The following is a 25,597-nucleotide window of genomic DNA, read 5'->3' as shown; positions in this document are numbered from 1 at the left end:
GACGCCCCCGTTACCTGATGTCGTGGTCACTTGAAATAGTCGTTGATGCGTGAAACGGATAGGTCGCCGCCCGCATCGCGCATCGTCGTCGCGATCTTGACCTCGTCCTTCGCGTGCTCGGCGCGCGAGAAGTCGAGGTGGTTGGAAATGTGCGCGCAGGCTTCCTTGAGAGTGCCCGTCTTCGTGTTCCAGGCGTCGTGCAGTTCGGTGAGGGCCGACCCCATGTCCAACCCGTCGTTGAACAGTTCGATCGACGCGTCGAAGGTAGTCGGCCGGGCGTGGTCGGCGGCGGTCGAGAACCTCTGCCGCAGCGAGTAGGCCAGATTGCCCAGCGCGCCCAGCACGTTGTCGTGCACAACCAGGTCCACGTCGCCGCCACCGCCACTGCGTTCGGGGGCCAGCTGGTTCAACTGCATGTGCTGGCCTTGGTCGAAGACCCGACCCTTCGCCTGCTCCCACTCGTCCCACGTCACGGTGTTCCCCCGTTGTGCCGTTCGATTACCTGTCCGACCATCGTCTCCTTGGACGCTACAACAGGAGACTCGAGTGCAGGCGCTGGCCCGTCCGTTCGGCACCGACTCTTCACCGAGGCCCGGAGTCGGGACAGGAAGAGTCATCCAGACCTGTCGGCTGCCGTACATTGCGCAGCACAGAAGTGACCTCCTGCGGCTCACACGAGTTCACGTGGGACGTGCAGACGACGCCCAGGCCATGCCACTCTTGAGCTTGCCGGCGGGGGTGATGGCGACGACTGCCATGGCGCACGCCTCAGGAAGGGTTCTTGACGCATTTCTCGATGTCAGACCCATCCACGAGGTCCCATATGTGGTTGTCGAGGCCGAAGGCGTCGCTTTCTTCGCAAGCGTTGGGGTAGGCGTAGCCCGCGACCATGGTGTATCCGCAGTGCCCGGGTTCCTTTTCGGCCTGCTTCGTCCGGGCTTCTTCGGCATGGCGCTTGGCTGCGGCGATTTCCGCCTCACGCTTGCGTTTGACGTCGGCCGATGCCTGGCTCGCCGCTGCATCCGCTTCAGCCTGGCTCTGCTGGCGACGATCGCGGAGTAGCGGGCGGCCTGCGCTGATTCACTTGCTTCGCTGGCGGACTGTCGGGCATATTCGGCGGAGAACTCGGCCTGTGCGGCGGCGGCGTCTCGGTCGGCGGCGTTGCGTGCGGGTAAGCACGGTGGCGAGCCCAGCTGGCTGGAGCAGTTCGGCCGGCCGCACATGCGAGTGCGGCTATTCCCGGAAGCGCAGCAGAAGCATGGCGGCATCGTCGTGGGCCGGGCCGGCAGCATGACGCACCACGTCTGTGCGCAGCGCCTCCAGCGCGGCTTCCGGGTCGGAGTCCTTCAGGAGATGGGCACGCTCGCCGAGGGGATAGAAGCTCCCTTCCCGGTTCCGCGCCTCGGTGACTCCGTCGGTGTAGAGGAGAAGCTGGTCTCCCGGCGGCGGCCCGCGAGCGTCCTGGCCGAAACATCAGTACTGCCGTGCTGCTGATGGCCGGCACCCAGGGCCGAAGCGGGCTCAAGTGCCTCATGCTCGGCTCGGTCAGAGGCGAAGTCCTCCACCCCGCCCACTGCCGGTCGCCGTCATACCCCGGGTCACGGACGACCTGGACCTTAAGTCGGCCGCCCCCGTTGCCCCTCGCCGGGCGGGGGCAGACCGTCGAGGTCGTAACGCACCAAGGGCCGCGTGCCACGGCCGACGGCGTCCAGTACCCAGCGCAAGAAGCCCTCTGTTTCAACTCGGCAGCCCGACGCGGCGCCGCGCGAACACCGCGTACGCCGCACCCCGGATCCAGTAGTAGTGGTAGTCCCAGTTGCGGGTTCCGCCGATGCACTGGGGCATGGACGACAGGTCGATCAGGGCGGCGTAGCGGCGCACGCTGAGCCCGAACAGTGCCTCGTCGACCGTCCTGCAGTACGCCGTGGCCATGACGGAGGTGCAACGGGCTGGGCTCGGGCGTAGTGGGTACACATGAGATATGGGCGACTGGCGTCCTCTGGCACGCCGTGCGGGATACCTGCCGATCGCTGACCACGGACTGGTGGGCGACGGGCGTGGCAGTGCGCTCGTTGGGCGCGATGGCGGAGTGAGCTTCATGTGCGTGCCCCGCTTCGACAGCCCTCCGCTGTTCGCGGGCCTGCTCGACCGACACAGAGGCGGAAGGTTCGTACTGGGGCCGGACGAAGTCCGGGAAAGTCGGCAGAGCTATGTGCGCGACACGGGTGTGCTGGTCACCGAGATGCGGGGGCCGGACGGGACGGTCGAGGTGACCGACGCCTTCCTGCTCCAGCCCGGTGCCCGCCTTGAGGAGGACTCTCGTGCCGGCCGCGGCGTCCTGCTCCGCCGGGCCAGGGTGACCAGCGGCACCGTCCGCCTTCGCGTTCTCGTCGATACCCGCGATCACCGCCCGGCCCAGCTCGACCCGCACGTCTGGAGGCTGGCATCGGGACAAGATGCGCCACCGTGTCTCGTCAGCACTCGCCCGTTGCCCGGTCTCGACACCTCTGTGGCTCTGGAGCCGGGAGAGGATCTCGCCTTGAGGCTGTGCTGGGGAGACGAGCCGCGCCCGGCAGACCGAACTGTCGAGGAGCCCGACGGCGCGCTCGATGCGACTGCAAGGGCGTGGCGGCGCTGGGCGGCCCAAGTGGTCGATGATGTGCCGTGTCCCGATCTGGTGCGTCGCTCGGCGATCACGATGAAGTTGCTCGACCACATCGAGAACGGTGCCATCGTGGCCGCGTCGACCTCGTCCCTCCCCGAAAGCCTCCATGGAACGCGCAACTGGGACTACCGCTACGCGTGGATAAGAGACGCGGCCTACGGGGTCTTCGCGCTCCGGCGCATCGGACTGCCGATGGAGGCCGAGGGTTTCGTGCACTGGGCACTGACTGCGCTGGGGCACGGCGAGCGTCCCTTGGTCCTGTACGACCTCGACGGCATGCCACCCCCCGCCGAGGTGGAGGACAAAGTCCTGGAGGGGTATCGCGGCTCCGCCCCGGTGCGCTGGGGCGGAGCCGCCGCGGACCAGGTACAGCACGACGTCTACGGGGAGATCCTCGATTGCGCCTTCCAATGGGCCGCTACCGGGGGTGGCCGCTTCGACGACGCGCTGTGGGAACAGCTAGCCGGGCTGGCCGAACAGGCACGCACGGCCTGGAGCCGCCCGGACCATGGCATCTGGGAAGTGCGTACGCGCGGACGGCCCTTCACCTACTCGGCCGCGATGTGTCAGGTGGCCCTTGACCGGGCAGCACGGCTCGCCCGCCGACTGGACCTGCCCGGCGACCCCGAGGGATGGAACCGTCAGGCTGAGAGCCTCACCCGCCGCATCCTGACCGATGCCTGGGACGAGGAGGCGGGCGCGCTCACCGAACACCTCGCCGGCGGCGGTGGTCTGGACGCATCACTCCTCGCACTGCCCCTGCGGCGCGTGCTGCCCGCTGACCACCCGCGGATGATCGCAACCACGCGGGCTATCGCGAACCGGCTCGACGCCGGCGGCGGTCTGCTGTACCGCTACGTGCCGGAGGTCTCGCCTGACGGGATCGACGAACCCGAAGGCGCCTTCTTGCTGTGCAGCTTCTGGATGGTGGACAACCTTGCCGGACAGGGACGCACCGACGACGCGATGGAACTCTTCGAGAAACTGTGCCGGTATGCCAGTCCCCTTGGCCTGTTCCCCGAGCAGATCGACCCGTCCGACGGCTCCTTTCTCGGGAACTTCCCGCAAGGCCTCAGCCACATCGGGCTGCTGTCCAGCGCCGTCGTCCTCGCCCGCACTCAGCACGGTGTGCGGCCGGAGCTGTCCACGCACGCGTGGTTCACATAGCTGGCGCGCCGGAGCGCCCACCCGCTAGCGGTGCCGCGCCCGGATTCTCAACAAGGTGGACACGGTCAGCTGGACGGCGAGCCGCCTGGGCTGTTCCCGTCACCTGGCCTGTCGCGTCAGTGGTTGCTGCTGAGGCGCGCACTCCCTTGCTGCGGGGTCGGCACCACCATCACTGGGCACGTGGCGGTATGCAGCACCTCACCACTCACCGAGCCGAGCAGCAGGCGCTTGAGCCCGGTGCGGCCGTGGGAGCCGACAATCAGCAAGCTGGCGTGACGGGAGGCGTCCACCAGGCAGTGGGCGGGGCGGCGCCGCTCGACTCGCGCTCTTATGTTCAGGCTCGGGTGATGGGGCCGGTAGGCGGACAGCACCTTTTCCAGTGCCTCGTGCGCGCTGCTCGAAGCCGCTTCGTGGGTAGCGAGCAGGGGCCCGGTGGGGCCGGCGGCAAGAAGCTCAGGCCGCGTGTTCGCGTACACCACTTCCAGGGCAGCGTGGCGGGACTCGGCCGCATCCAGCGCGAACTTCATCAGACCCGACGGGATGTCCTCCACATCGACACCCACCACCACGCGGTTCTCCTGCGGCTCTGCGCTCTTGGTCGGCCTGACCACGAGTACAGGGCACGCGGAGTGCGTGGCGACCTGCAGACTCACCGAGCCGAGCGGCAATCTGGGGAATCCTCCGGTACCCCGGTGACCGACAACGATCACCGACGCCTCGGAAGACCGGTCGATGAGCGCCGGCGCCGGGGATCCGGACACCAGATCCGGTACAACCTCCAGCTCCGGAAACTGGTGATTTATTGCCTCAGCAAAGGGAGCGATCACGCGTTCTGCATGTTCCACATTCGTAGCAGCCTTCCCGGCAGATTCTGTCGATCCCGGGGGCAGGGGCCACTCGACCGCATGCAGGATGCGCAGATCGGTTCCGCGCCGAATAGCCTCTTCGGCGGCGCGGCGGACAACCAGCCTCTGCTGCTCAGCATCGACCACCCCCACCACCACGGCGCCGGTCATGCGCTGATCGTCCACAGCTGCCTCCTTTCGCGGTGTCCGTGCGGCTCCTTAAGGCACTGCGTCCTCGCGATGCGGCCTGGGCCCGATGCGGGCTCGTCTCCATCACACAAGCCGACTTCGACCACGGCAACCTGTGCGTCGTCGCGCGTTCGAGGTTCTTGCGATCGAGCAGAATCCGGAAGGGAGGGTTCTGTGCCGACATCGTCCGGACCTCGGAGGTGTGGTCCATGAATGGCGGGGCTGGCTGGTTGCGGTGCTCGCAGTGCTTGGCCTGCTCGCCTTCTCGGCATTGACCGTGCAGGCACGGCGCCGTAGGGGGTGTGATCGCCGGCGGTCCGGCCCGCCGTCAGGGCAAGTTGGCCCGTCGTGACCATCTGTCGGCGAACCGGCGCATCGCCAGCAGTGGGCGGATCTCGCCGACGGCACGGCCGATGCTCGAAGATCCCACTTCGTAGAGCACCGGCAGGGCGTCGTGAGTGAGCCCAATCCGCAGTAGACCAGGGTGATCAACACATGGTCGGTGAAGACGAGTTCGTACCTCGGTCCGGCCCCGGCTTGGCGCCTGCGGCCACCCCGGCGCCGCTCGTGCCGTCCGGAGTCACAATGTGCTTCCCAGCGTGGCGCGAGTTCTTCGATCAACTCGCCGAGATGTTGGCGAGTGAGGCCGCACAGGGCAGGATGGGCCATGGCCGCGTGGGCCTGCTTGATCCTCACACCTCAAGAACCCAGGCGGCCGTCGTGATGTCACGGCCGTCCCGCGATCAATCGCGGGACGGCCGTTAGGGTTTACGGTCGGGCATGGGCCCGGGCAGCCCCGCGTACCAGCCCTCGACGGCCAACCAGAACCCGGCCAGCGCCAAGGCGAGGAGTGCGGTGCGTCCCGTGTACCCGGCGACCGACGGCCCCACTCCCCATCGTCGGGGCAGCAACCACGCAGCCAGGGCAACCACTACACCGGCAAGGACGGTCAGCGGGAGTTCCGCGTACAGGACGTGCCAGTCCGGCCCTGCCGCGAATCCGGCGCGCGCCCGGAGTTCGGCGTCCACGGCCCATCCCAACAGCCCCGCGAACCCGCCGGCCAGGGCCACTCCGATACCGCTCAGTGCTTCAATGCGTTCCCTCATGATCACGGAGACGCCTGCCGCGTCATGGAGGTTCCCGAGGAGCCGATGAGTGGCTTGCGGATGAGCGCTCCCTCGGACGGCTCCAGCTCTCGCAGGACTACAGTAACGGCCAGCCCGCTCCTATCGCGGGGGAGGCCGCAAGCTGTCACGCGCTGCCCTGGTATCCGTCCGTTTGCTGACGATGCCGAGTTCGACGATTTCTGCCTCACGCTTGCGTTTGACGTCGGCCGATGCCTGGCTCGCGGCTGCATCCGCTTCAGCCTGGCTCTTGCCGGCGGCGATCGCGGAGTAGCGGGCGGCCTGCGCTGATTCGCTGGCTTCTCTGGCGGACTGGCGGGTGTATTCGGCGGAGAACTCGGCCTGTGCGGCGGAGGCTTCGGCGGCGTCCGCGTCTCGGCCGGCGGCGTCTGCGGCATTGCGTGCGGTGGCGGCGGACTGGCTGGCTCGGGCGGCGCTGACGGCGGCGGCGTCGGCGGACTTCTTGGCCGCTGCGCGTTCCAGGGATGGTTGTCGTGTATCCCGCGGGTTCGCCTATACCGTCGTTGGCTGACAGGTGTCCTTCGGCCTGTTCGTCAGCCATCCGGCGGCCTGAAGAGGCGCCGCCGGCCCCTGGTTTCGAAGGGCAGGCCTCAGCCTCTTGTTACCTTACGGGTCGACCCGTAAGGTAATTGCTATGAGCTCCTCTCAGCCCTCCAGGGGGCGCCCCAGGGATCCCCGATCACACGAGGCGATCATCGGCGCGACAACAGAGCTGGTGGTCGAGGTCGGCTACGCCGCGACAGCAATCGGCGCGGTGGCCGCGCGGGCCGGTGTCGGCAAAGACACGATCTACCGGCGGTGGTCGGGCAAGCCGGAACTGGTCTTCGAGGCCGTCTTCACGACCACCGATGATACTCCGCCCCCGGACACCGGAACGCTGGCCGGGGATCTGACCGTGCTGGTGCAGGGCCTGGTTGACGAGTTCCGCGCGCCTGCCGCCGCGGCGGCACTCCCGGGGCTGCTCGCCGACTTCGCCGCCGATCCGGAATTGAAGGCGCGCATCCGCGGTGACTTCCTGGCCTCGTCGAAGGAGCGGCTGCTGGTTGTGTTCGAACGCGCGGTGCTGCGCGGGGAGATGGCGACCGAAACGCACACGGACCTGGTCCTGGACGCGCTGGCTGGCACCGTGTTCTTCCATGTAGGGCTGGTCGGGGAGCACCCTGACCCGCAGCTTCCCGCACTGCTGGCCGCCGTCGTGGCCAAAGGAATTGAGGTCCGGTGAACGGCTGGATTCTCGCGGCAGGGATCACTGCGCTCGGGGTGGCCGCAGTGCACATTGTCGGCGGGCACCGCGACGTGGTGCGCCCGCTGCTGTCCTGCGGGCTCGCGGACGAACCCAAGCGTGTCCTGCACGCCGTGTGGCACATGGTGAGCGGCGACCTGGTGCTCTCCGGAATCGCTCTGCTCTACCTCTCCCTGACGGACGGTACGCCGGGTACCAGCCTGGTGGCGTGGTTCGTGGCCGCGCACTTCATCGCGTACGCGGCAACCTTCTTGGTCGTCACGCTGTCAGTCGGCTGGCCCCGACCGCTACTCCGCCTGCCGCAGTGGATTCTGCTCCTGCCGGTCGCGGCGCTGGCAGCGGCGGGCGCCGCGTAGCCGCAGGCCCGGAGAGATCCCGCAGCCGCCCCGTCTAACCGTTCAGACATGCCATCGAGTCTGCAAAGCCGGCGCACCGCCATCAACCGCTGCCTTCGTAGGCCCAGCGGTGTGCGTTGACACTGCAACTGAGTGGGGAGCATAAAGCGACGCCGGGTAGATCTCGGGCCAGCACAGCCATGCGGGGATGCCCGAGCCTTGTCGTTGGTCACAGTCGTGTGACTGCACCGGACCTCACACCCTCGGCCAATCCCGAGGCGGACTGACCGTCAAAGTCCGCGGCACCTGGGACGGCCACGCGCGGCCCTCGCCATCCTGCTGGCACCTGGCACCTGGCAGCGCCACGACAGCATCTGCGCGCGGTCCCTCCCGTCCCTCCTGGAAGGGATCCGGGTCCCGCGCGCCGGCTGGCTGGCCTGCGGCACTCCTTTTGCGGCTGGGCTTGGATCAGGAAACCCGCTCCTCATTGCCCACAAGATTAATCTTGTGGCACCATGTGGGCATGACTGAGATTGCGATCAGCAAAGCCCGATCAGAGCTGGGCGACCTAGTGCGGCGCGCTGCGCATGGCCGTGAAACCATTGCACTAACAGACCACGGCCATGTCGCAGCTCTCCTCGTGTCACCTCAGGTGATAGAGGATCTTGAAGATTCTCTCGCAATTGCTGAACGGGAGCGCCTCCAGGCGCAGGGCCTGCTCGGCGAGGGCGTCAGCCACGAAGAGGTTGGCCGCATGCTGGGGCTGCGTACGTGACCTACAGCATCATCTGGGAGCCCGAGGCCACCAGCGCTGCAGTGCAGTTCCTCAAGGACGATCCGCAAGGTCTAGCCGCCCTGTACGAAGCCGTAGATGCCCTCGGTGAAAATCCTCGGCCCGTCAACTCCTCGCCATACGGCGGTGTGTACCGGCGTCTGAGGGTCGGACCCTATCGAGCGTTGTACATTATTGACAACCAAGTCATCCGCATCCTCGTCACCCACATTGGGCGCGCATCGAGCTAGTGCTGATCTTTGACTACGGGCTTGAAAAGAGGCCGCGGCCACGATCTCGTTGCTCCCGGTGCACTGGGCCTCGTACGACGCACACGCGCGTCCGGGAGTGCGCCCCACGGCTGCGAGGGATCCGGATGCGCACCACCGGCCGTGGTTCAGGCCCGGGTGTAGCCGCCGTCGGCGAAGAGTTCGGCGCCGGTGACGAACGACGAGGCGTCGGAAGCCAGGAAGAGGGCGGCCTCGGCGATTTCCTCGGTGTAGGCCAGCCGCCCCAGTGGCACGACGGCCTCGGCGAACTGGTCGACGTCCGGCCCCGCGGCGCCCAGCAGGCCAGGGGTCCGCGTGGGTCCCGGGCTGAGCACGTTGACCCGGAATCGGCGCTCCCGCGACTGCCGGGCCCAGTTGTGCACGAGGTTGCTCACGGCCCCCTTCGAGGCGCTGTAGACCTCGAGTTGTTCACCCGGCGCTGCCCTCACCGACCCGCTGACCTGCAACGTTACGTTGACAATGCCTCTTCGCACGGACCACCGCTGTTGCCTGTCGACGACGGGTTCGAAGTGCCTGGCGTACGCTGAAAACGACGTCCCTGGGGGTTCGACGGCGTCTGGGTCTCTCCAGATTGAAGGTGACCGGCGATGGCCAGGTCCCATCCGTTCCCTAGGCGTGGGTACCGGCGTGCGGGCCTGCCCGCGGCGCTCTTCTCCTTGCCGCCCTGTGTACCGGCACCGCGCCCGCAGGGGTCGCCGTCGGCCTGGTGCACCAGGACAACTTCGACGCCTACCCCACCGGCGGAGACTGGGCCGAGCAGTACCTTCAGCCGCTCGCCGACGTCCTCGGCGACAAGGTCCGCTTCGGTGCCACCGTCACCGGCGTATCCCGCCTCGGCCGCGATCGGGTCGTAGACGCCGACCGGGATCAGCAGCCGTTCACCGTCCACATCCTCAACGCCGACGGCACCGAGGAGCGGCTCACCGCCACCGCGGTCATCGACGCCTCGGGCACCTGGTCCACCCCCAGCCCGATCGGCGGTGACGGCCTCCCCGCTCTCGGCGAACAGGCCTCCTCCGACCGCATCTCCTACCGCGTCCCGGACCTCAAGAACCCGGCCGTACGGGCCCGTTACGCCGGCAAGCGCACCGCCGTCATCGGGTCCGGTGCCTCGGCGTTCACTGCCCTCGCTTACCTGGCGGACCTCGCCAAGGATGCACCCGGCACGCATGCCGTGTGGGTCCTGAGGCGCGGCATCGGGGGCTCCACCTTCGGTGGCGGTGAGGCCGATCAGCTGCCCACCCGCGGTGCGCTCGGCCTCGCCGCCAAAGCAGCCGTCGACGAGGGCTACGCCGATGCGGTCACCGGCTTCCGCACCAGCGTCGTCGAGAAGGCCGGCGAGCAGCTGGTTCTCGCCGCCGAGGACGGCCGCCGCCTGGACCCGGTCGACGAGGTCATCGTCCTGACCGGCTTGCGCCCCGACCTGTCGTTCGTGGCAGAGCTGCGCCTGAGCCTCGACGAACGCCTCCAGGCCCCCGTCGACCTCGCCCCGCTGATCGACCCCAACCAGCACTCCTGCGGCACCGTCTATCCACACGGCGTCAACGAGCTCTCCCACCCGGAGAAGGACGTCTTTCTCGTCGGTATGAAGAGCTACGGCCGTGCCCCGACTTTCCTCGCCATGACCGGCTACGAGCAGGTCCGCTCCATCGCCGCAGCCCTCGCCGGAGACCAAGAGGCGGCCGAACGCGTCGAGCTGACCCTCCCGGAGACCGGAGTCTGCGGCGGCGCGGGCCTGTTCGACGAGCCCGACGCCACCGAGTCCAAGGCCGGTGGCGGTTGCTGCGCCACCCCCACCACTGTCCAGATCGGCGTCGGCGCTCCGGCCACCTCCGGCGGCTGCTGAAGCCTCAACCCCATCCTCAGGCGGCTCGTCATGTCCCGCGTACAGCTCGCCCTTCGCGCCCCCGACCTCGGCGCAGCCAACGCCTCGCACACCAAGCTGCTCGGCACCGAGCCCGCCAAACTCCGCGACGGCTTGGCCGGCTTCGCCATCGGCGAGACCCCGCTCGAGCTCGTCCTCATAGAAGGCGCGGCGGGAGAGGACACCCGCATGGACCACCTCGGCGTCGAGGTCGAAACCACCGACGCCGTCCACACGACCATCCGCCTGAGCAAGGCGGGCCTGGCCACCGCCGAGGAGAAGGACACCACCTGCCGCTACACCGTCCAGGACAAGGTCTGGGTCCACGGCCCCAGCCAGAAACCCCGGGAGGTGTACGGCATCAAAGCCGACGCCAACGCCCATACCAGACAGGAAGGCAGCACATGCCGCTCCAACCCGGCCGCCAACGACGTCAGTGCGGCCGAGCCTGTCGCCACCAGTGGCTGCTGCTGACCTGACCATGACCGATCTTCACACCCACGAGGCCGCGACCGGAACAGGGGACCGGTCGCGGCCTCGCGCCGTCCTGCCCGCCCTGTGCGCCACCCAGATCACCAGCTGGGGAATCGTCTACTACGCCTTTCCCGTCCTGCTCCCGCACCTGACCGCAGCCACCGGCTGGTCCACGAGCAGCGCAACCGCCGCCTTCTCCGCCGCCCTGCTGATCTCGGCCGTCGCCGCAATACCCGTCGGCCGCATCCTCGACCGCCGAGGCCCCCGCGCCGTGATGACCTGCGGATCCGTACTCGCGGTCGCCTCCGTACTGGCCATTGCCGCGGCGCCGAACCTCTACGCGTTCACCGCCGCCTGGCTCCTGGCCGGCGTCTCCATGGCCGCAACCTTCTACCAGCCCGCCTTCGCCGCACTCACCCGCTGGTGGGGCCCCGACCGCATCCGCGCCCTGACCATCGTCACCCTCGCAGGCGGCCTTGCCAGCACCGTCTTCGCACCCCTCACCGCCCTGCTCGCGGACCAACTCAGCTGGCGCACGACCTACGCCGTACTCGCCGCCATCCTCGCCGGCATCACCATCCCGGCCCACGCTCTTGCCCTGCGCGCCCCTTGGCCCCCCGGCCCGCCAGCGCCCCCTGCCGCGCCCACCTCCGGCTGCGCACCCATCGCCCGGAGCCGTCCCTTCCTCCTCTTGGCGCTGGCCTTCACCTTCTCCGGCTTCGCCATGTACGCCGTCGTCTTCGGACTGGTCTCCCTGCTCACCGAACGCGGCGCGGCCCCCACAACCGCGGCCTGGGCCCTGGGACTGGGCGGAGTGGGCCAGACCCTGGGCCGTACGCTCTACGCATCCCTCGCCCGCCGAACCGGCGTCACCACCCGCACTACCGTCCTGATCGCTGCAGGAGGAGCCACCACCGCCGGCCTGGCCCTGGTCCCCGGCCCGATCCCGCTGCTGATCCTGCTCGCAGTCCTCGCCGGAGTCGTACGCGGCAACCTCACCCTCCTGCACGCCACCGCCGTCACCGACCGCTGGGGGACCGCAGATTACGGCCGCCTGTCCGCACTGCTCACCGCTCCCGCCACTGTGACAGCCGCCCTCGCTCCCTGGGCGGGAGCAACAATGGCCGGATGGCTCGGCGGTTACGACGGCCTCTTCCTCGTGCTCACCATGGGCTCCGCCCTGGCAGCCATCCTTGCTCTCTCATCCGGGCGTCGCACTCAACGCCGCTGAGGTTCGCTCTTCCACCAGCGACTGCCGCGGCGCCGCCACCCCTGCCAGCAACAGCCCTGGCACATATCCCTGGTCGCTCGCCGCGGGGGGCCACCGACGTAATCGAAGATGCCCTGTGGATTGTCGGCGGCTTCGCCCACTTCGGTCTGGAGCCACCGGTCGATGGCTACGGCCTGGCCAGCCTGTTCCCGGCCGGCCTCGCCGGATTCCACGACGGTGCGCTGGTGACGATCGCCGTCGGCCTGGAATTCGTCCGGGCCATGCTCCCCGACAACGGCGCCTGGTGCCGCCTGGTGCCGCCTGGAGGCGGAGGGAGCGTTCGCGGTCCACGTCGGTTGGGACCAGTTCGTCTACGTGGGCACCGTGAGCCACCGCTCATATCCCGAAGGGGGCTCACAGTCCCGAGTCCGGGTCCGCGGCGAAGCCGAGGAAGACAACGTTGCCCGTCATGTTCGCTACGAAGACCCGGCTCAGGACCAGGTAGCTGACCGCGTCGACAAGACCGCTGACCACGGTCAGGGTCAGCAGCGCGGCCACGGTCTGCCGGGAACCGAGCGGAGAAATCACAGCCATGAGGGATCTGAGGTTCTGGCCGCTGGCGCGGAAGACGACCGAGTTGACGGCGACGCGGGTGGCCGTCTCCGTGTGGGCCAATGCCATGCGTTGCGGCCAACTCTCGTGCAGGCGGGGTCGGGGGTGCTCGTGTTGAGGCTGATCTTGCTGCCGTCCTCGTCGCCGGCCTGTCCAGCTCCTGGAGCTCGGGCCAGGTCGAGGGCCACGTCACGCGAATCAAGCTCCTCAAATGGAAGGGCTACGGCCGCGCCAACCTTGACCTCCTGGGACAGCGGGTCCTCCTCACCATCTGACAGCGTCCGGGATCGCGCGTTCAACCTGCTTCCGCGGCGGCCGCGATTCAGACCACCGACGCTCGCTGGGGATCAACATGATCGATCTCCAGGTCCTCAAATCGGCTCTCCGTCTCGTTGCCCTGCCTGAACCGCTCGGCTGCCTCCACCCTCAACTTCTCGCGGAAGGCCCGCCGTTCGTCGGTCAGTCCGCCCCCTTGCGCATACCCCATGCGGTCGACATACCGCAGGATCAAGAGGCGTCAGCCCCTACGACACCACCATTCGAAGGTCAGTAACCGAACACTGGAAACCTGTTCGGGGTGGCAGGGGTTGCCCCTGTCTCATCTGGCGCTACCAGGGCTACACGGCCGTGTCGGGTTCGGGTAAGGGGCCCGTTGGAAACGGCTCTCTTCGCCCGTAAGCTGAGCGCGGCTTCGGGGATGTTGCATCGCTCGTTCCCTTGTGTGGCACGGATTCGTGGGGCGGCGAAGGGGGGGGGCATCCGATGACCGGTGATCCGTATCTGTGGGAGTACCGCAGGCACAAGGGGCGCGCCGTTGCCTTTGTCGTTCCCGCGTTCATGGGTGTGATAGCGGCCGCGGGGGCACTCGTGCTGGGCGGCCGGGTTCCTTTGTGGATCAGTGTGGTGGTCATCTCGTTAGTCGTGATACTCGCCGTTTGGGTGCTCGCTGCGCTGATACGAGCCGTGACGGTCGTCCACCGCGACCACATTCTGATCCGAACGGCTTTCTGGACCAAGAGGGTGGCTTGGTCAGACGTGCAGGGCCTACAGATTGAGCGCATCCCGAGCGCGGAACAGCACGACCTGCCGCAATGGGTCGTTGCGCTTTACGACAGTGACGGTCGCAGGTTCTGGCTTCCCCACCTCAACGAGCGGGAGCTGGGGAAGGTTGGGGACGAGCTTTACGCCCTGCGCGACCTGTGGGAGGAGCAGCGCGGGCAGAGCTGGACGGCCGCTCCGGGTATCGCCGACAAAATGGCCGCTACGACGCGCAAGACCAGCGAATACGAGTTGACGTCGGGCACCCTCGCTTCCTATGCGGGAGGTTGCTCCGCCTGCCTCGTCATGGGGCTGTTCAGCGTCGTGGCTTTCGGCACCGACGTACTGGATGGCGTCTCGGTCGACCTGGTGACCTATCTGCTCTTCGGCACCTTCCCTACGGCGTTCCTCATCGTCTACGTGACCTCTGTCGTTCGTCGTAGGCGCCGCCGACGTTGAGCCTTGAGACCGGTCATGACCGGGTTGGGAACGGTCGATGACCGCCAGACGCCAACAGCCGCCGGATCTCCGGATCCTCATCGGCCTTCACGGCCGAGACGATCTGCTCGATCAGCCACTCGCCGTCCATAGACGCGTGTGATGGGCGGGACGAGGCCCAACCACGGTCGTCCCGCCCATTCAGATCCGCCCGCTCAGAAGGCATCCACATCCCCAACGACTGGGCCACCCAGCAGTCACGCCGTCGCTGTCGGCCTCGGTGACGGTGATGCTGGTGAAATCGCGGTCGTCAGGGGTGTAGCTCGTTGCGTCGACGCGGCGCGGGCCGGATTCCCCTGTTTGAGGATCGGCTGCCAGGGCCTGGTCGCCGACCTTGATCTGCTCGATCGGGCGGGTGGTGCCATCGCCCATGAGGACTTGGGTGCCAGACGGGAAGCTGTCCCCGGCGGCCCTCGCTGGCGCAATTGAGCACTTCCTTGCCCCGCCGGGTTCCTGAGGCGATGTCGTCCTCGACGGCGTCAGCGCCCTTCTTGATGATTGTGAGCTTGCAGGCCGGGGGGCGATGACGACGACTGCCATGGCGGGAAGGGTCCTTGACGCATTTCTCGATGTCGAACCCACCCATGGGCTCCCGTACGAGGTCGTCGAGGCTGAAAGCGTCGCACGTGTGGCTGCCGTGGGAGGGGCCACATGGGTGCTCAGTCGCGGCCGGCCCAGCGCGCGACGACGGCTGCCATTTTCGTGGTGCCGAACAGGACGTTGAGGACGAAGCCAGCGATGAGGACCATGAGACCGATGTGTAGTCATTCGCCGACTTCGCGGGCCCAGCGCACGCACAGCATGGTGGAGACGATGGCGGAGATGAGGTGCGCGGCGAGATAGAGGACGATCATCTCGCGGATGAACGGCGTGTGGGCGTAGTAGGTGTCGAGGTCATGCCGCCCCTCGACGGCAACCGGCTTTCCTGGCGTTGCAAAATATGCATGGGGTCGTTGCGTTGACCACATCATGGCTTGAGAGTGGCCGACCAGGACCTGCGGTACACGCACGGCAGGTACGCAGGGACCGCCGTAGGCAGAAGCGGTGACGCGCCGGGCTCGGAGCAAGCGGGGCCCGGCCGGCCCGGTCGGACCAACCCAGGGAAATATCGTGATCGAGAAGGAAACGGTCTTCTACAGCGAGGGCAGCCGCCTTGAGGCCACCATCTATTACCCCGACGACCTGCCGGATGGCAGGCAGCACGCAGCGCTCGTCATCAACTCCGGCTACCAGGGCTTCAACGAGTTCTACCCGAAGCTGTTCGCGCAGCGACTGACTGCACGGGGTTATGTCTGCCTGGGCTTCGACTACCGCGGCATGGCCGACAGTGAGGGGGAGAAGGGACGGGTCCTGATCGAGGAGCAGGTCCAGGACGTGCGCAACGCGGTGACGTTCATCCGCTCGCGGGATGACGTCGACTCCCGCCGTGTCGGCCTCGTGGGCTGGGGCATGGGCGCCGCGAACGTCATCCTTGCCGCCGAGAAGGCAGGTGACATCGCCGGCGTCGCTGCCCTGAATGGGTTCTACGACGGGGAACGCTGGCTCCAGTCCATCCATACCTATGACGAGTTCCTCAAGATTGTCGAGGAGGTGGCGGAGGACAGGGTCAACCGGGTCCTGAATGGCGAGTCCAAGCTCGCGGACACCTTCGCCCACTACCCGCTCGACCCGGCGACCGGTGACTACGTCGAGAAGGAACTGTCGCAGGTCTACGGGTTCGGGCACCCGACCCGGCTGCAGTTCACGGAGTCCATCCTGGACCTGGAGGTGGCACACGTGGTGGCGAACCTCGCGTCGACACCCCTGTTCATCGCGCACGGTGAGCGGAACTCGCTGCACCCCTACGCTGAGGCTCGCTCCCTGTACGCGGCTGCCGTCTCGCCCAAGACGCTGTACACGATCGACGGTCGGCACAACGATTTCATGTACGACGATCACCCGGAGTTCGCGCTGCTCTGCGACGGTCTGCATGATTTCTTTGATGCGGCGTTTCGGGTCTCCGCCGCTCCCGCCCGGAGCGTCTCGGCCTGACGGCCGGGGTTGCGCGCGCCGGGCCCGGCCGGCCAGCCCCGGCGCCGCGGACGGCCCGTAGGCATCACGGTGTGTAAGAAATGCACGGGTGTGTTGTGTTGCCCACCGTCCACTATCTGGCGATGCATACCGCTACCTAGGACTCGGTATGGTTTTTGAGCAGAAGCAGAACCCTTCAGCGCGAAGCGGCGCTTCGCGTGTGATGGCGATCCTCGACGCCATGGCTTCGGCTGATCCGGCCGGCTTCCCGGACGGGCTGAGCGTGGCCGACGTCGCCCGAGTGGTGGGGCGCGAGAAATCCGTCGTGTCCCGGCAGCTCAAAAGCCTCCTGGAGACCGGCATGGTGGCCAGGCGCCCTTCGGGGCGGTACGAGCTGAGCTGGCGGCTATTCGCCTTGGCGGTTCGGGCGGGGGACCAGCGGCTGACCAAGCTCGCGGCTCCGCAGTTGCTCAGACTGACCGAAAGCGTGCGAGAGCGCACCTACTTGAGTGTGCTCAGCGACGGCGAGGTGCTCACCGTTCTCTCGGAAGGCTCCCGCCGGTCGATCGAGGCCGTGAACTGGGTTGGCCGCACGATCCCGGTACACCGCAGTTCCAGTGGCATGGCGCTGCTGATGGACTACGAGGACGAGCACATCCTCGATATGGTCCGGCGCGGAGCCGACGCGGTCTCGGACCGTGAAGCGGGCGAGTTTCTCGCGCGGGTGGAGGAGTCCCGCCGGCGGGGATACACGGTCGCCAACCGGGTGTTCGACCCGGAGCTGTTCGGCATCGGCGCTCCGGTGCGGGATTTCACCGGACGGATCAAAGCCGCGGTGAACATCTCGGGCCCCGCCTTCAGGATCGAGCCGCACGTCCAGGCGTTCGGCGGGCACCTGCTGTCGGCCGTTCGGGCCCTGCAGACGTCCCTCTGCTCCGACGTGCGCTCTTGCGCCGATCCGAGCGACCTCTGACGGCCGTCGAAGCCGGCCCACCACTATCCGTTCGAGCCCAGGATGACCGGAGAACACCATGCGACATCTCGCCTATCCGATTCCCGAGTCCGGTCCCACCGGCCGACATCCCTTCGGTCTGCGACAACCGCTCCGCCACGCGGTCGGTATCTGGGCCCACGGGGGGTCGGCTGCGCCGTGAACCTCATTGCCTACATGAAAGAGAATTCCTCCTATCTGCTGTTCCTGGCTCAGCAACATATCGAGCTGGTGCTGATCAGTGTTTCGATCGCCTCGGTCGTCGGAACTGGGCTCGCCGTTCTCACCCAGACCACGCCCGGGCTGCGCCAAGCCCTGCTGTCTGTCACGGGATCCCTGCTGACCGTGCCCTCGTTCGCCCTGTTCGCGCTGATGATTCCCGTCTTGGGACTGGGTGTTGCCCCTACGATCGCCGCCCTCACCGCGTACGGGATTTTCCCGATCCTGCGCAATACGGTCACCGGCATCGAAGAGGTCGATCCCGCCGTGGTCGAGGCGGCACGCGGCCTCGGCATGGGCCCGGGACGGCGGATGCGCACGGTTGTTCTGCCACTGGCCTGGCCGGTGATACTCAACGGGATCCGGACGGCGACGATCATGCTGGTCGCGACAGCGGCCATCGGAGCCGTCGTGCGCGGCCCCGGTCTGGGGCAGCTCATCTTCCGCGGGCTCGATCGCATCGGGGGAGCCAACGCGCTGGAGGAAGCCCTCTCCGGCGTGATCGGAGTGGTGCTCGTCGCTCTGGTCCTCGACCTGCTGTTCATAGGAATTGCCAAGATCACTGCGCTGCGAGGATTGCATGTCTGACAGGCCCACCCCGAGCCCCGACACCATGATCTTTCTCGACGAGGTCTCCAAACACTACCCGGGCCAGGAACTCGCGGCCGTCTCCGGGCTTTCGATGGAGATCAAGCGCGGGGAGTTCGTCGTCCTGGTCGGCCCGTCCGGATGCGGGAAGACCACCACGCTGCGCATGATCAACCGCCTCGTCGAGCCGACGGGCGGGCGGATCTTCATCGACGGCAAGGACGTCACCCACGCCGACGTGGACGAGTTGCGGCGAGGCATCGGCTACGTCATCCAGCAGATCGGCCTGATGCCGCACCTCACGATCGCGGACAACATCGCCCTGGTGCCCAGGATGCTCGGGGCGAAGAAGACCGAGCGCCGCGGGCGGGCGATGGAGCTCCTGGAGATGGTCGGGCTCGATCCGGCCGCCTACGCCGATCGCTACCCCCGCCAGCTCTCCGGCGGTCAGCAGCAGAGAGTCGGCGTCGCCCGCGCCCTGGCCGCAGACCCCCCGGTGATGCTGATGGACGAGCCGTTCGGCGCTGTGGACCCCATCGCGCGGGAGAAGCTCCAGCTGGAGTTCCTCAAGCTGCAGGAACGCATCCGCAAGACGATTGTGATGGTCACGCACGACATCGACGAGGCACTGCGCCTGGGCGACCGCATCGCCCTCTTCGGACCCGGCTCCCGCCTGACCCAGTTCGACACCCCCCTTGAGATCCTCACCCACCCCGCCGACGACTTCGTACGCGACTTCGTCGGGTCGGGTGCCCCGGTGCGGCGGCTGTCGCTCCTGACGGTCGCTGACGTCGTCGCCGGCGCTCCGCCTGGCAACGCCGCCGTCGCCAACACCATCGCGATCGACCCCGATGAAAGCGTCCACCGGGCGCTCGAACTGGTACTGGCGTCACGGGCGGAGGGCGTAGAGGTCAGCGTGCCCGGCGACGGCGTCCGCTACCTCGACCTCCAGACCCTGCTCACAGCCGCCGCCCAGCCTGCGAAGGTGTTGTCATGAGCAGCGGGGCCGTCGAAGGGATCACCCAATCCGGAGCCCGGCTCTCCAAGATCTGGGTGCTGCCGCTGGTCGTCCTGGTCCTGCTGGGCGCCCTGTGGGCCTACGTCCATTCCCTCCAGCTGGACTCTATCGAGACCCGCAGTCTGGCCTCCGACGTCGTCCTGAGCGCCTTGTGGGAGCACATCGAGCTGGTCGTCGCCTCGACGCTGCTGACCATCGCCATCGGTGTCCCCCTGGGCGTGCTGCTCACCAGGCCCGGCATCAGCAGGGCGGGCGTGATGGTGCTCGCGGCCGCCAGCGCCAGCCAGGCGGTGCCGTCCATCGGTGTGCTGGTGCTGCTGGCCATGGTCTTCGGCGTCGGCTTTTGGATGGCCGTGGTGGCGCTGGTGCTGTACGCCCTCCTTCCCGTGCTGCGCAACACCATGGTCGGCATCCGTCAGGTCGACCCCGCCCTGATCGACGCGGGACGTGGCATGGGGATGAGCCGACTGCAGGTGCTGCGCACGATCGAACTGCCCCTGGCGGTCCCGGTGATGCTGGCCGGCATCCGCGTGGCACTGATCCTCAACGTCGGGGTGGCCACCCTCGCCGCCTTCACCAACGCCGGGGGTCTCGGTTCCGTCATCTCCTCCGGCATCTCGCTGGACAGGACACCGGTGCTCGTCATCGGCAGCGCCCTCACCATGGCCCTGGCCCTGACCGTCGACTGGCTGGCCGGCCTGGCCGAGCGGGCACTGCGCCCGCGTGGCATCTGAGACCCCGCTCCCGTTCTGATCCGCCCCGACACCGTCAAGCACCACGAAAGGCCTCGGCATGCGCTCACCCATGCTGGCTGCGGCAGGTCTGCTCAGCCTCGCGCTCACGAGCGGCTGCGCGCTCACCAAGAGCGGCGTCGAACAGGCCGGCGGCGGCCCCGCTCACAGCGGTCCCCTCAAAGGGGTCACTGTGAATGTCGCTTCGAAGAACTTCACCGAGCAGCTGCTGCTGTGCGAGATCACCGCCCAGCGGCTCGAATCGCAGGGAGCGCCCGTCAAGCGCACCTGCGGCATGAGCGGAAGCAACGCCGTGCGCGCGGCGGTGACCAGCGGCTCCGTGGACATGTATTGGGAGTACACGGGCACTGGCTGGCTGGCCTTGCGGCTGGAGGGGGCCCTCACCGATCCGGAGGCCGTGTACAAGAAGGTCAGCGCGCTGGACAAGGCCAAGCACGGGGTGGTGTGGCTGCCGCCCGCAGCAGCGAACAACACCTATGCCGTGGCGGTGAAAAGGGAGACCGCGAGGAAACTGGGTGTCTCCACGCTCTCCGACTACGCCGGACTGGTCGCCACGGACCCGAAGAACGCCGGATTCTGCGGCGCCTCGGAGTTCTTCGGCCGCGACGACGGGTGGCCGCAGCTGCAGGAGAAGTACGGCTTCCGTCTCCCCAAAAGAGAGGTGGCGGAGCTGGCCGAGGGCCCGATCTACAACGCCGTCGCCAAGGGCAACCCCTGCAACTTCGGTGAGGTTTTCGCTACCGATGGCCGGATCCCCGCCCTCGGGCTGACCCTCCTGAAGGACGACAGGCAGTTCTTTCCGCCCTACAACCTGTCCCTGAACGTGCGAGGCGCCGTTTTGGAGAAGCACCCGCAGATCCGGACGGCTATGGACCCGGTGAGCAGCCTGCTGACCACCGCCGAACTGCAGTGGCTCAACGCGCGTATCGACGTGGACGGCAAGAGGCCGGAGGAGGTTGCGCACCAGTGGCTCAGCGCCAACAAGCTGAAGTGACGGCGGGCTCGGAGGCGCGGGCCACCCTACGCGTGGGACTCCTCCAGACCGCGCCCGTTTTCGGAGCGATCGAGGAGAACCTCGCCCGCATCGCCGAACTGCACCACGAACTCGACCCGGTCGATCTCGCCCTCACCCCGGAACTCTCTGTCAATGGCTACGGATTCACCCCACACGTGCAGACGGATCTCTTCGCTGCCGACGATCCCCGGCTCCTGTCCCTCGTGTCCGCGGGAATCGCCGTAGGCTTCGCCGAGAAGAGTGCCGCTGGCCTGCCCTGGAACAGCTATCTGCTGACCGACCCGCTGACCGGAACCCGTCACCTCCAGCGCAAGCTCCATCCCGTGTCCTACGCGCCGTGGAACGAACACCTTTCATTCCGGCCAGGTGAGCGGCTGCACGCAGGCGACATGCGGATGGCCAGGATCGCCACGGCCATCTGCAACGACATGTGGCATCCCGTCATCCCGTGGCTGGCGGCCCAGAGCGGTGCCGAAGTTCTGGTCGTGCCCGTGGCCAGTGCCGAAGGCTCCGATCCGGCGCGCATCCGCCGCACGTGGGAGGTGATCCTCGAGCACACGGCCGTGCTGCTGCAGTGCTACGTCGTCTTCGTCAACCGCTGTGGGACGGACTGCGGGGCCCGGTTCTGGGGCGGCTCGCGGGTCTTGGGCCCGGACGGCAGCGTCCTCGTACACCTCGGCGACGAGCCGGGTGCCGATGTCGCGGAGCTCGACCTGAGCGCTCTGCGCCGGCTGCGGGCGGAGGTCCCGCTGCGCGCCGAAGCCCGGACCGGGCTCCTCACCGGAGCCCTCACGGCCGGCCTCGGCCCTGCGAAGGAGCAAATGCATGTTTGACGTCCATGTCCACGCCGCCCCTGACGTCCTCGAGCGGATCGGCTACGACGACCAGATCGGGGCCAGCTACGCCGCGGCCGGGTACAGCGGTTTCGTGCTGAAGGCCCACCACGAATCGACCGTGGGACGTGCCAGTGCTCTCCGCCGCTCGTCCGGCCTCGACGTCGTGGGGGGCATCACTCTCAACCGCGCCGTCGGCGGGATCAATCCGGCTGCCGTCTTGTCGGCCCTGTCTACCGGTGGCCGCGTCGTGTGGTTCCCCACCGCGGACGCTCACACGCAGGAGACCGCCGGACTGCCGCGGTTGGGCGACCTGGACGAACGGTTGGACCGTTCCGTGTTGTCCGTGCCACCGGTCCTGCCGGAGGACGATGCCGCGGTTGAGGACGTCGGCTTCGTCCTCGACCTGATCGCCGAGCACGACGCGGTGTTGTGCACGGGGCATCTCAGCGGCGACGAATGCAGGTGGCTGCTGGATCAGGCGCAGGCCCGGGACATCGGCAGGTTCCTGCTCACCCACCCCTCCTACACCGTTCCCGGGATGGACGTGCGGGAGATCGGCGAGCTGGCTGAGCGGGGTGCCCATGTTGAGATCACCGCCTACCAGCTTCTCCACCAGCCCGGGATGACGCCTGTTCGACTGGCCGCCGTCGCCCGGGCGGCAGGGCCGCGTCTGGTCCTCGCCTCGGATGCGGGACAGCCCGACAGCCCGGAGCCCCCCTCGGCCCTCGCAGAGCTCATCGACGTGCTCGCCGCCGAGGGACTGGACCCCGGGCGGCTGCGAGACGCCGCCGCGCACACCCCCCGGGAACTCGTCCTTCCCTGACGCCGCCAGTAGAGCGCTCGGGAGGCAACCAGCGCATCGCCTCCCGTCCGCAAACCCGAGGCACTTCGACACGGCTTTGTCGCGAACGCATCCGTGTCGGCCCGACAGACTCCCTTGGCCCTCCAGGAGCAGCACGACATGGACGCGACTCTGACAGACCATCCGGCAACCGACGCCTTCCTCGACACCCTGCGCGGGCGCCTGGGCGAGCTCGTCGACGACTCGTCCCTGACCAGGGGGCTGTACGCGACCGACGCCTCGAACTACCGGATCGTCCCGCAGGCCGTGCTCACGCCCCGGTCGAAGGAAGACGTGATCATCGCTGTCGGTGTCGCCCGCGCCCACGGAGTCCCCGTCACTGTCAGGGGAGGTGGCACCTCCTGCGCCGGCAACGCCGTGGGCCACGGCCTCGTGATCGACTTCTCTCGCCACATGAACCGCGTCCTGTCCGTCGACATGGATTCCTCGACGGCCGTAGTCGAACCCGGGACCGTCCTCGGTACACTCCAGGACGTCGTTTTGCCCCACGGACTGCGGTTCGGCCCCGACCCCTCCACAGCCAGCCGCTGCACGATCGGCGGCATGATCGGCAACAACGCATGCGGTCCGCACGGCCTGGCCTACGGGCGCACGGCCGATAACGTGGTGTCCATGACGTGGCTGACCGGCCGCGGCGAGGTCATCACGGCCGGCTCGGGGAAGGGCGCGCTCACTGCGGTGCCCGGCCTGGACTCCTTCGTGACGGCGAACTTGGCCGTACTGCGCACCGAGTTCGGGCGCTTCGGACGCCAGATCTCCGGCTACTCCCTGGAGCACCTGCTCCCCGAGAATGGACACGATCTTGCAGCCGCCCTGGCCGGCACCGAAGGCAGCTGCGGCATCCTCCTCGAAGCGACGGTCAGGCTCGTTCCCCGGGCACCGGCGCCAGCAATCGCCGTCCTGGGTTATGCCGACATGCCCTCTGCCGCGGACGACGTGCCGAAGCTGCTCCCCTTCGATCTGCTCGCCCTGGAAGGCTTGGACGCACAGCTCGTCGACGTCGTCCGCCGGGCACACGGCGACGCCGGCGTCCCCACCCTGCCCGCGGGCAGAGGATGGCTGATCGCCGAAGTCGGCGGCGCCACCTCGGACGAGGCGGTCGAGGCGGCGCGCAGGCTCGTCGCCGCCTCCGGATCGGCCGACGCCGTCGTGCTGCCCGCCGGCCCCGAGGCGACCAGGCTCTGGCAGATCCGTGCCGACGGTGCGGGCCTGGCGGGACGCACCGCCGAGGGCAAGCAGGCCTGGCCGGGCTGGGAGGATTCCGCTGTCCCGCCGGAACGGCTCGGGGACTACCTGCGTGGACTCGAGGCCCTCATGGCCGAGGAGAGCGTCTCCGGGCTGGCATACGGCCACTTCGGCGACGGGTGCGTCCACGTTCGCATCGATTTTCCTCTCGATGCCGGGGGCACGCTCATGCGCAGGTTCCTCGAACGCGCCGCGGCCCTGGCCGCCGAGCACGGGGGCTCCCTCTCCGGTGAGCACGGGGACGGGCGTGCCCGCTCCGAGTTGCTGCCCGCCATGTACAGTCCCGAAGCCCTGCGCGCGATGGAGGCCTTCAAGGCGCTCCTCGACCCCGACGATGTCATGAACCCCGGGGTCGTCGTCCGTCCGGCACCGCTGGACGCTGACCTCCGTCGGCCCCAGGCACGCCGGGTGCGCGCCAGCGACGGTTTTGCCTTCGCGCACGACGCCGGAGACATCACCGATGCCCTGCACCGGTGCGTCGGGGTGGGCAAGTGCCGGGCCGATCTCCGCGAGCAGGGCGGATTCATGTGCCCCTCCTACACCGCGACCCGCGACGAGAAGGACTCCACCCGAGGTCGCGCCCGGGCGCTCCAGGAGATGCTCAACGGCACAGTCGTGGCACCCAGTTGGAGTTCGCCTGAGGTCCACGATGCTCTCGACCTGTGCTTGAGCTGCAAGGCGTGTGCGAACGACTGTCCCACCGGCATCGACATGGCGACGTTCAAGTCCGAGACCCTCCACCAGACGTACAAGGGGCGTCTGCGTCCGCTCAGCCACTACACGCTCGGCCGGCTGCCGCAGTGGCTCAGACTCGCCGCACCGCTGGCCCCGCTTCTCAACCTCGCTGGCCGCACCCCTGTGTTGCGCAGGCTCATGACGGCGATGATGGGGGCCGACTCCCGCCGTTCGCTGCCGACGCTGCCTCGCAAGCCGTTCCGCTGGAAGGCGTCGCTGGCCATCGGGGAGCGGACGGGTGGGCCCAAGGTCCTGCTCTGGGTCGACTCCTTCTCTGATGCCATCGCCCCGGACATCCCCCGCGATGCCCTCGAAGTCCTCGTCGCTGCGGGCTGCGACGTCGAGGTCGCCGACCCCGGGGCCTGCTGTGGTCTGACCCTGGTCTCCACCGGCCAGCTCACGGCCGCCAAGGCCAAGCTCCGCAGGACGCTGGACCTCCTCGTGCCGCACGTCCGAGAGGGAAGAACGGTCGTCGGCATAGAGCCGAGCTGCATCGCCACGCTCCGCTCGGACCTCGTGGAACTCATTCCCGACGACCCCCGAGCGACTGAACTCTCCCGCGCCGTCAGGACCGTCGCGGAGTTCCTCACCTCCATCGGCTGGACACCTCCACAGGCAGCCGAGAAGCTCCTCGTCCAGCCACACTGCCACCACTACTCCGTCATGGGATACGGCCCGGACCGGGCGCTCCTGGAGGCGATGGGCTGCGACGTGGAGACCTCCGCCGGATGCTGCGGTCTCGCCGGGAACTTCGGCATGGAGACGGGGCACTACGAGGTGTCCGAGAAGATTGCACGGGACGGCATCCTCGCCAAGGCGTCCGAGAGTCCTGACCGCCGTATCCTCGCCGACGGGTTCTCCTGCCGCACTCAGGTGCGCGATCTCGCCGACCTCGACAGCCGCCACCTCGTGCAGGTCATCGCCGAGGCCCTCCGGCACTCGACGGCGACGGGGGAGGTGCCGTCGTGATGCGGGCGTC

27 protein-coding genes and 2 pseudogenes are annotated in these 25,597 nt (G+C 68.1%); 19 read left to right on the top strand and 10 right to left on the bottom strand.

Annotated features, from left to right (window positions below):
* Nucleotides 1-26 precede the first annotated feature (26 nt).
* Nucleotides 27-473, bottom strand: coding sequence for a hypothetical protein (locus ABTX78_RS28645; RefSeq protein ID WP_352209668.1), 447 nt, complete (start codon nt 471-473; stop codon nt 27-29).
* Between the two features lie 211 nt (nt 474-684).
* On the opposite strand from ABTX78_RS28645, the gene ABTX78_RS28640 reads away from it, so the two are divergent.
* A complete protein-coding gene (locus ABTX78_RS28640; RefSeq protein WP_352209667.1) occupies nt 685-1,062 on the top strand; it encodes a hypothetical protein in 378 nt (125 codons plus the stop codon).
* 171 nt (nt 1,063-1,233) lie between these two features.
* Here ABTX78_RS28640 and ABTX78_RS28635 read toward each other — a convergent pair.
* Nucleotides 1,234-1,443: pseudogene (locus ABTX78_RS28635) on the bottom strand (SpoIIE family protein phosphatase); the annotation flags it as partial.
* A 294-nt stretch (nt 1,444-1,737) separates the two neighbouring features.
* Nucleotides 1,738-1,932 carry a hypothetical protein gene (locus ABTX78_RS28630; RefSeq protein ID WP_352209666.1) on the bottom strand — a complete coding sequence of 65 codons (195 nt, stop codon included), beginning with the start codon at nt 1,930-1,932 and terminating at the stop codon, nt 1,738-1,740.
* 49 nt (nt 1,933-1,981) lie between these two features.
* Here ABTX78_RS28630 and ABTX78_RS28625 point away from each other — a divergent pair, with 49 nt between their 5' ends.
* Nucleotides 1,982-3,832, top strand: a complete 1,851-nt coding sequence (locus tag ABTX78_RS28625; RefSeq protein WP_352209665.1) for a glycoside hydrolase family 15 protein — start codon at nt 1,982-1,984, stop codon at nt 3,830-3,832.
* Nucleotides 3,833-3,948: 116 nt separating this feature from the next.
* Here ABTX78_RS28625 and ABTX78_RS28620 read toward each other — a convergent pair whose 3' ends face one another.
* Complete coding sequence (locus ABTX78_RS28620; protein WP_352209664.1) at nt 3,949-4,863, bottom strand: universal stress protein; 915 nt, start codon at nt 4,861-4,863, stop codon at nt 3,949-3,951.
* 764 nt (nt 4,864-5,627) lie between these two features.
* The gene (locus tag ABTX78_RS28615) at nt 5,628-5,972 is read right to left on the bottom strand and encodes a hypothetical protein (RefSeq protein ID WP_352209663.1); all 345 of its coding nucleotides are present in this window, start codon (nt 5,970-5,972) and stop codon (nt 5,628-5,630) included.
* Nucleotides 5,973-6,645: 673 nt separating this feature from the next.
* Between ABTX78_RS28615 and ABTX78_RS28610 the strand changes: the two genes are divergently transcribed.
* The 4 genes from ABTX78_RS28610 to ABTX78_RS28595 all read left to right on the top strand — a co-directional run bounded on the left by ABTX78_RS28610 (nt 6,646) and on the right by ABTX78_RS28595 (nt 8,612).
* Entirely contained in the window at nt 6,646-7,233 is a 588-nt protein-coding gene (locus ABTX78_RS28610) for a TetR/AcrR family transcriptional regulator (RefSeq protein ID WP_352209662.1), read from the top strand.
* The gene (locus ABTX78_RS28605) at nt 7,230-7,610 is read left to right on the top strand and encodes a hypothetical protein (RefSeq protein WP_352209661.1); all 381 of its coding nucleotides are present in this window, start codon (nt 7,230-7,232) and stop codon (nt 7,608-7,610) included. Before ABTX78_RS28610 ends, ABTX78_RS28605 begins: the two co-directional genes overlap by 4 nt.
* Nucleotides 7,611-8,112: 502 nt before the next feature.
* Nucleotides 8,113-8,364 (top strand): type II toxin-antitoxin system Phd/YefM family antitoxin, encoded by a 252-nt coding sequence (locus ABTX78_RS28600; protein ID WP_352209660.1) that lies wholly within the window; start codon nt 8,113-8,115, stop codon nt 8,362-8,364.
* Nucleotides 8,361-8,612 (top strand): type II toxin-antitoxin system RelE family toxin, encoded by a 252-nt coding sequence (locus ABTX78_RS28595; protein WP_352209659.1) that lies wholly within the window; start codon nt 8,361-8,363, stop codon nt 8,610-8,612. The genes ABTX78_RS28600 and ABTX78_RS28595 overlap by 4 nt, the downstream gene beginning before the upstream one ends.
* A 146-nt stretch (nt 8,613-8,758) precedes the next feature.
* Here ABTX78_RS28595 and ABTX78_RS28590 read toward each other — a convergent pair whose 3' ends face one another.
* Nucleotides 8,759-9,253, bottom strand: coding sequence for an SDR family oxidoreductase (locus ABTX78_RS28590; RefSeq protein WP_352209658.1), 495 nt, complete (start codon nt 9,251-9,253; stop codon nt 8,759-8,761).
* A gap of 104 nt (nt 9,254-9,357) precedes the next feature.
* Here ABTX78_RS28590 and ABTX78_RS28585 point away from each other — a divergent pair, with 104 nt between their 5' ends.
* From ABTX78_RS28585 to ABTX78_RS28575, 3 genes are read left to right on the top strand one after another with little or no spacing between them, the layout of a single operon-like run.
* Nucleotides 9,358-10,497 (top strand): FAD-dependent oxidoreductase, encoded by a 1,140-nt coding sequence (locus ABTX78_RS28585; protein ID WP_352209657.1) that lies wholly within the window; start codon nt 9,358-9,360, stop codon nt 10,495-10,497.
* A gap of 30 nt (nt 10,498-10,527) precedes the next feature.
* Nucleotides 10,528-10,989: an ArsI/CadI family heavy metal resistance metalloenzyme gene (locus ABTX78_RS28580; RefSeq protein ID WP_352209656.1), complete on the top strand. Its 462-nt coding sequence runs from the start codon at nt 10,528-10,530 to the stop codon at nt 10,987-10,989.
* A gap of 7 nt (nt 10,990-10,996) precedes the next feature.
* On the top strand, nt 10,997-12,220 hold the full coding sequence (locus ABTX78_RS28575; protein ID WP_352209655.1) for an MFS transporter: 1,224 nt from the start codon (nt 10,997-10,999) through the stop codon (nt 12,218-12,220).
* Nucleotides 12,221-12,634: 414 nt separating this feature from the next.
* Here the strand turns inward: ABTX78_RS28575 and ABTX78_RS28570 are convergent.
* Together ABTX78_RS28570 and ABTX78_RS28565 are read right to left on the bottom strand one after the other, a co-directional pair.
* A pseudogene (locus ABTX78_RS28570) lies at nt 12,635-12,793 on the bottom strand (DUF1275 family protein); the annotation flags it as partial.
* A gap of 340 nt (nt 12,794-13,133) precedes the next feature.
* Nucleotides 13,134-13,298, bottom strand: coding sequence for a hypothetical protein (locus tag ABTX78_RS28565; protein WP_352209654.1), 165 nt, complete (start codon nt 13,296-13,298; stop codon nt 13,134-13,136).
* 275 nt (nt 13,299-13,573) lie between these two features.
* Between ABTX78_RS28565 and ABTX78_RS28560 the strand changes: the two genes are divergently transcribed.
* On the top strand, nt 13,574-14,308 hold the full coding sequence (locus ABTX78_RS28560) for a hypothetical protein (protein ID WP_352209653.1): 735 nt from the start codon (nt 13,574-13,576) through the stop codon (nt 14,306-14,308).
* Between the two features lie 180 nt (nt 14,309-14,488).
* Here ABTX78_RS28560 and ABTX78_RS28555 read toward each other — a convergent pair whose 3' ends face one another.
* Together ABTX78_RS28555 and ABTX78_RS28550 are read right to left on the bottom strand one after the other, a co-directional pair.
* Nucleotides 14,489-14,719 carry a hypothetical protein gene (locus tag ABTX78_RS28555; RefSeq protein ID WP_352209652.1) on the bottom strand — a complete coding sequence of 77 codons (231 nt, stop codon included), beginning with the start codon at nt 14,717-14,719 and terminating at the stop codon, nt 14,489-14,491.
* Between the two features lie 392 nt (nt 14,720-15,111).
* Nucleotides 15,112-15,318: a hypothetical protein gene (locus tag ABTX78_RS28550; RefSeq protein WP_352209651.1), complete on the bottom strand. Its 207-nt coding sequence runs from the start codon at nt 15,316-15,318 to the stop codon at nt 15,112-15,114.
* Nucleotides 15,319-15,391: 73 nt separating this feature from the next.
* Here ABTX78_RS28550 and ABTX78_RS28545 point away from each other — a divergent pair, with 73 nt between their 5' ends.
* From ABTX78_RS28545 to ABTX78_RS28505, 9 genes are all read left to right on the top strand, one after another.
* A complete protein-coding gene (locus ABTX78_RS28545; RefSeq protein WP_502993991.1) occupies nt 15,392-16,378 on the top strand; it encodes an alpha/beta hydrolase in 987 nt (328 codons plus the stop codon).
* Nucleotides 16,379-16,526: 148 nt separating this feature from the next.
* Nucleotides 16,527-17,330, top strand: a complete 804-nt coding sequence (locus ABTX78_RS28540; RefSeq protein ID WP_352209649.1) for an IclR family transcriptional regulator — start codon at nt 16,527-16,529, stop codon at nt 17,328-17,330.
* Between the two features lie 177 nt (nt 17,331-17,507).
* Nucleotides 17,508-18,155 carry an ABC transporter permease gene (locus ABTX78_RS28535; RefSeq protein WP_352209648.1) on the top strand — a complete coding sequence of 216 codons (648 nt, stop codon included), beginning with the start codon at nt 17,508-17,510 and terminating at the stop codon, nt 18,153-18,155.
* 25 nt (nt 18,156-18,180) lie between these two features.
* Complete coding sequence (locus tag ABTX78_RS28530) at nt 18,181-19,152, top strand: ABC transporter ATP-binding protein (protein ID WP_502993993.1); 972 nt, start codon at nt 18,181-18,183, stop codon at nt 19,150-19,152.
* On the top strand, nt 19,149-19,907 hold the full coding sequence (locus ABTX78_RS28525) for an ABC transporter permease (RefSeq protein ID WP_352209646.1): 759 nt from the start codon (nt 19,149-19,151) through the stop codon (nt 19,905-19,907). The genes ABTX78_RS28530 and ABTX78_RS28525 overlap by 4 nt, the downstream gene beginning before the upstream one ends.
* Before the next feature lie 70 nt (nt 19,908-19,977).
* Nucleotides 19,978-20,919 carry a glycine betaine ABC transporter substrate-binding protein gene (locus ABTX78_RS28520; protein ID WP_352209645.1) on the top strand — a complete coding sequence of 314 codons (942 nt, stop codon included), beginning with the start codon at nt 19,978-19,980 and terminating at the stop codon, nt 20,917-20,919.
* A gap of 32 nt (nt 20,920-20,951) precedes the next feature.
* Nucleotides 20,952-21,773 (top strand): nitrilase-related carbon-nitrogen hydrolase, encoded by an 822-nt coding sequence (locus tag ABTX78_RS28515; protein ID WP_352209644.1) that lies wholly within the window; start codon nt 20,952-20,954, stop codon nt 21,771-21,773.
* Nucleotides 21,766-22,599 carry a DUF6282 family protein gene (locus ABTX78_RS28510; RefSeq protein ID WP_352209643.1) on the top strand — a complete coding sequence of 278 codons (834 nt, stop codon included), beginning with the start codon at nt 21,766-21,768 and terminating at the stop codon, nt 22,597-22,599. Before ABTX78_RS28515 ends, ABTX78_RS28510 begins: the two co-directional genes overlap by 8 nt.
* A 138-nt stretch (nt 22,600-22,737) precedes the next feature.
* Nucleotides 22,738-25,587: an FAD-binding and (Fe-S)-binding domain-containing protein gene (locus ABTX78_RS28505; RefSeq protein WP_352209642.1), complete on the top strand. Its 2,850-nt coding sequence runs from the start codon at nt 22,738-22,740 to the stop codon at nt 25,585-25,587.
* Nucleotides 25,588-25,597: the final 10 nt, after the last annotated feature.

Origin of the sequence: Streptomyces sp. NPDC096193 (assembly GCF_040302905.1) — a bacterium.
Classification (GTDB): Bacteria; Actinomycetota; Actinomycetes; order Streptomycetales; family Streptomycetaceae; genus Streptomyces.
This window is presented reverse-complemented; position numbering and strand designations above follow the sequence as displayed.

Coding starts and splice junctions, on each gene's coding strand:
- ABTX78_RS28630 (WP_352209666.1), bottom strand. CDS start 1,932: ATGGCCACGGCGTACTGCAGGACGGTCGACGAGGCACTGTTCGGGCTC.
- ABTX78_RS28625 (WP_352209665.1), top strand. CDS start 1,982: ATGGGCGACTGGCGTCCTCTGGCACGCCGTGCGGGATACCTGCCGATC.
- ABTX78_RS28615 (WP_352209663.1), bottom strand. CDS start 5,972: ATGAGGGAACGCATTGAAGCACTGAGCGGTATCGGAGTGGCCCTGGCC.
- ABTX78_RS28610 (WP_352209662.1), top strand. CDS start 6,646: ATGAGCTCCTCTCAGCCCTCCAGGGGGCGCCCCAGGGATCCCCGATCA.
- ABTX78_RS28600 (WP_352209660.1), top strand. CDS start 8,113: ATGACTGAGATTGCGATCAGCAAAGCCCGATCAGAGCTGGGCGACCTA.
- ABTX78_RS28590 (WP_352209658.1), bottom strand. CDS start 9,253: ATGGGACCTGGCCATCGCCGGTCACCTTCAATCTGGAGAGACCCAGAC.
- ABTX78_RS28580 (WP_352209656.1), top strand. CDS start 10,528: ATGTCCCGCGTACAGCTCGCCCTTCGCGCCCCCGACCTCGGCGCAGCC.
- ABTX78_RS28575 (WP_352209655.1), top strand. CDS start 10,997: ATGACCGATCTTCACACCCACGAGGCCGCGACCGGAACAGGGGACCGG.
- ABTX78_RS28565 (WP_352209654.1), bottom strand. CDS start 13,298: ATGGGGTATGCGCAAGGGGGCGGACTGACCGACGAACGGCGGGCCTTC.
- ABTX78_RS28560 (WP_352209653.1), top strand. CDS start 13,574: ATGACCGGTGATCCGTATCTGTGGGAGTACCGCAGGCACAAGGGGCGC.
- ABTX78_RS28555 (WP_352209652.1), bottom strand. CDS start 14,719: ATGGGCGATGGCACCACCCGCCCGATCGAGCAGATCAAGGTCGGCGAC.
- ABTX78_RS28550 (WP_352209651.1), bottom strand. CDS start 15,318: ATGATGTGGTCAACGCAACGACCCCATGCATATTTTGCAACGCCAGGA.
- ABTX78_RS28540 (WP_352209649.1), top strand. CDS start 16,527: ATGGTTTTTGAGCAGAAGCAGAACCCTTCAGCGCGAAGCGGCGCTTCG.
- ABTX78_RS28530 (WP_502993993.1), top strand. CDS start 18,181: ATGATCTTTCTCGACGAGGTCTCCAAACACTACCCGGGCCAGGAACTC.
- ABTX78_RS28525 (WP_352209646.1), top strand. CDS start 19,149: ATGAGCAGCGGGGCCGTCGAAGGGATCACCCAATCCGGAGCCCGGCTC.
- ABTX78_RS28520 (WP_352209645.1), top strand. CDS start 19,978: ATGCTGGCTGCGGCAGGTCTGCTCAGCCTCGCGCTCACGAGCGGCTGC.
- ABTX78_RS28510 (WP_352209643.1), top strand. CDS start 21,766: ATGTTTGACGTCCATGTCCACGCCGCCCCTGACGTCCTCGAGCGGATC.
- ABTX78_RS28505 (WP_352209642.1), top strand. CDS start 22,738: ATGGACGCGACTCTGACAGACCATCCGGCAACCGACGCCTTCCTCGAC.